At 64.4% G+C, this 1,488-nt stretch carries 1 protein-coding gene; it reads left to right on the top strand.

The annotated features are described in order from the left end of the window. Window positions 1-174: 174 nt before the first annotated feature. Complete coding sequence (locus Q0747_RS13845; RefSeq protein WP_298255631.1) at window positions 175-1,482, top strand: ISL3 family transposase; 1,308 nt, start codon at window positions 175-177, stop codon at window positions 1,480-1,482. The last annotated feature ends 6 nt before the right edge of the window (window positions 1,483-1,488 follow it).

The raw sequence follows: 1,488 nt of genomic DNA on the forward strand, positions 1-1,488 counted from the left end.
GGCTCTTCAAGAAGCAGAGTGTAGGTCCGTCCGCGATGTCTTGAGACTTCAGGTGGAAGGGTCCGTGAGGGTGCGAGCTGGCTAGGTGCGGTGGCAACAGCGGGATGAGGGGGTCGAGGTCTCCGAGCAGAATGGAAGTTCTCACACTGACCGTTCAGCCCGAAAGACCTCGACGTGCCCCACTTTACTTTCACGAGCCCTGACCTGACTACGTTCTGCCGCCTCGACGAACTCGGCCTCGAAGCCACCGGTCAATACCTGACCTTGAAGCAGGCGGTGATCGAATGCCGTGTCGTTGAACCAGATCGGTGGTGCGGGTCCTGCGGTGCTGAGGGTGTTCCACGAGACACCGTCGTCCGCAGGCTCGCCCATGAACCGTTCGGGCATCGGCCGACCGTCTTGATGGTGAGGGTGCGCCGTTACCGGTGCCCGGACTGCTCGCGTGTCTGGCGGCAGGACACCTCGAAAGCAGCCCAGCGGCGGGCGAAGATCTCCCGCCGAGGACTTCGCTGGGCCCTGACCGGGATCGTGGTCGATCACCTCACTATCTCCCGGGTCGCGGCCGGCCTCGGAGTGTCATGGAACGCAGCGAACGACGCGGTCCTCGCCGAAGGACGACGCGTGCTGATCGATGATCCTCATCGGTTCGACGGTGTCACTGCGATCGGCGTGGACGAGCACGTCTGGCGCCACACCCGCAAACGGGACAAGTTCGTGACGGTCATCATCGATCTCACCCCGATCCGCGCAAAGACAGGCCCGGCACGCCTGCTGGACATGGTCGAAGGACGCTCCAAGCAGGTTTTCAAGTCCTGGCTCGCAAACCGTCCCCAGGAGTGGCGGAACAAAGTCGAAGTGGTCGCGATGGATGGGTTCACCGGCTTCAAGACCGCCGCATCCGAGGAGCTCCCCGACGCGGTCCCGGTCATGGACCCCTTCCACGTCGTCCGTCTCGTCGGGGATGGGTTGGATCGGTGCCGGCAACGTGTCCAACTAGCCACGACCGGGCACCGGGGTCGTGCTGGTGACCCGCTCTACCGGGCGAGGCGGACCCTGCACACCGGTGCGGACCTGCTCACCGACAAGCAGCAGACCCGCCTGGACGCAGTGTTCGCGGCTGAGGAGCACCTCGAGGTCGAAGCGACCTGGGGTATCTACCAGCGCATCGTCGCGGCCTACCGACACCCCGACAAAAAGAAGGGCAAGGAGATGATGCAAGCGGTCATCGACGCGGTCACGACCGGCGTCCCGACTGCGTTGGTCGAGATCCGTAGGCTCGGCCGAACCCTCAAGCAGCGTGCCGCTGACGTGCTCGCGTTCTTCGACCGACCCGGCACCAGCAACGGACCCACGGAGGCGATCAATGGGCGGCTCGAGCACCTCCGCGGATCAGCCCTCGGCTTCCGGAACCTCGCCAACTACATCGCCCGATCCCTGCTCGAATCAGGCGGATTCAGACCCGTCCTACACCCTGGTTCGTGAAGAGCC

The sequence above is a fragment of the uncultured Arthrobacter sp. genome (assembly GCF_947493765.1).
Lineage (GTDB): Bacteria > Actinomycetota > Actinomycetes > Actinomycetales > Micrococcaceae > Arthrobacter_D.